Here is a 1,662-nt window from a genome sequence, read left to right on the forward strand (position 1 = left end):
CCACGGTCATGCAACGTATCAAGGGTCGCTCTTCGCGCCGGGTCCAGATGGAGTTCCCCGAATTGCGAAAGCGCTACTGGGGCCGCCGGTTCTGGGCTCGTGGGTATTTCTCGACCACTTCGGGAAACGTGACCGACGACAACATACTTGAGTACCTCGCACTAACTGGAAAACATGATGCTACCGGCGACAGCCGGTAGTGGTTCACTTCGGTTGCGGAAAAGAGGTATCTGCTTGATAACGGCGAGGATTTTCAGCGATACCACGCGCGGATGATCCAGGAACGCGACGATGGCAGCACCGATTGATTCAAATCAACTAATTCAAACTCATGAATTTGTTGTTGCGTCCGGCTGCCGCAGTGGACTACGGTACGCAAAGCAACCTGATACAAAAAATTACAAGGTAGCGACTTAGGGAGGGAATATGAGGCTCACGACACTAGCACTGGCGGTTGCCTCGCTGGGCGCGCAGGCCGCGCTCGCGGCAGAAGTGGCCCCGCAGGATGTGACCTACGACGATTACGGCGCCATTGCGACTTCGCTGTCGGGCGCACCGGGCGACCCGGAAAGCGGCGCGGTGATCATGAAGACCAAATCCAAGGGCAATTGCATCTCGTGCCACGCGGTGACCGAGCTCAAGGATGCGCCGTTCCATGGCGAAGTCGGTCCGATTCTCGATGGCGTCGGTTCGCGCTGGGAAGAGGCCGAGCTGCGCGGCATCGTCGCCAATGCCAAGATGACTTATGACGGCACGGTGATGCCGGCATTCTACAAGACCAGCGGTTTCATCCGTCCCGGCAACGGCTTTACCGGCAAGGCGGGCGAAGAGCCGCTGCCGCCGCTGCTGACGGCGCAGGAGATCGAAGACGTGGTGGCGTTCCTGATGACGTTGAAAGACGAGTGACCGCCCGTCAGACGAGACAAGGAGACAAATGATGGATTTCACGCGACGCGAAACGCTGGCTCTCGGTGCCGGTGCCGCGCTTCTGACCGTCCTGCCGTTCCGCGCCTTTGCGTCGGTGGACGATCTTATCAATGATTTCACCGGCGGAGCCGAAACCGGTGAGGGCGGGCTCGAGCTGACCGCGCCCGAGATCGCCGAGAACGGCAACACAGTCCCGATCGAGGTTTCGGCCCCCGGCGCCACCGCCATCGCGGTCTTTGCCGCCGGCAACCCGGCGCCGCCGGTCGCGACGTTCAACTTCGGCCCGCTGGCCGCCGCGCAGGAGGCCGCCACGCGGATTCGCCTTGCCGGAACCCAGGACGTGATTGCCGTCGCACAGATGGCCGACGGCAGCTTTGTCCGCGCCTCGAAGACCGTCAAGGTCACCATCGGCGGCTGCGGCGGCTAACAAGGAGACAGAACAATGGCAAAAGGTGTGAAACCCCGCGTCAAGGTGCCCAAGAAGGCCCAGGCCGGCGAAGCGATCACGATCAAGACCCTGATCAGCCACACGATGGAATCCGGCCAGCGCAAGGACAAGGACGGCAACACCATCCCGCGCTCGATCATCAATCGGTTCACTATCCATTGAATGGAACGAAGCCACCGGCTTCCAGCCGGTCCGCTTCAGCTGACGAATGAGGGCTCCCCCGGGATTTGAGACCGCCCGAAGGGTGAAGTCTCAAATCCCGGGGGAGCCCTCATGAGCTATTCTAC

Annotated in this window: 3 protein-coding genes and 2 pseudogenes; all 5 read left to right on the forward strand. The window is 61.1% G+C overall.

Features of this window, described 5'->3' with window-relative positions; genetic code table 11:
• The coding region (locus RID42_17180; GenBank protein ID MEQ8249412.1) for a transposase at window positions 1-200 on the forward strand (200 nt) is incomplete at its 5' end.
• Between the two features lie 3 nt (window positions 201-203).
• Window positions 204-308, forward strand: a pseudogene (locus RID42_17185) (thioredoxin).
• Between the two features lie 118 nt (window positions 309-426).
• The gene (gene soxX / locus RID42_17190; GenBank protein MEQ8249413.1) at window positions 427-906 is read left to right on the forward strand and encodes a sulfur oxidation c-type cytochrome SoxX; all 480 of its coding nucleotides are present in this window, start codon (window positions 427-429) and stop codon (window positions 904-906) included.
• Window positions 907-937: 31 nt separating this feature from the next.
• Window positions 938-1,354, forward strand: coding sequence for a thiosulfate oxidation carrier protein SoxY (soxY, locus tag RID42_17195; GenBank protein ID MEQ8249414.1), 417 nt, complete (start codon window positions 938-940; stop codon window positions 1,352-1,354).
• Between the two features lie 15 nt (window positions 1,355-1,369).
• Window positions 1,370-1,528: pseudogene (locus RID42_17200) on the forward strand (thiosulfate oxidation carrier complex protein SoxZ).
• Window positions 1,529-1,662: the final 134 nt, after the last annotated feature.

It is taken from the genome of Alphaproteobacteria bacterium (assembly GCA_040216735.1).
GTDB lineage: Bacteria > Pseudomonadota > Alphaproteobacteria > SHVP01 > SHVP01 > CALJDF01.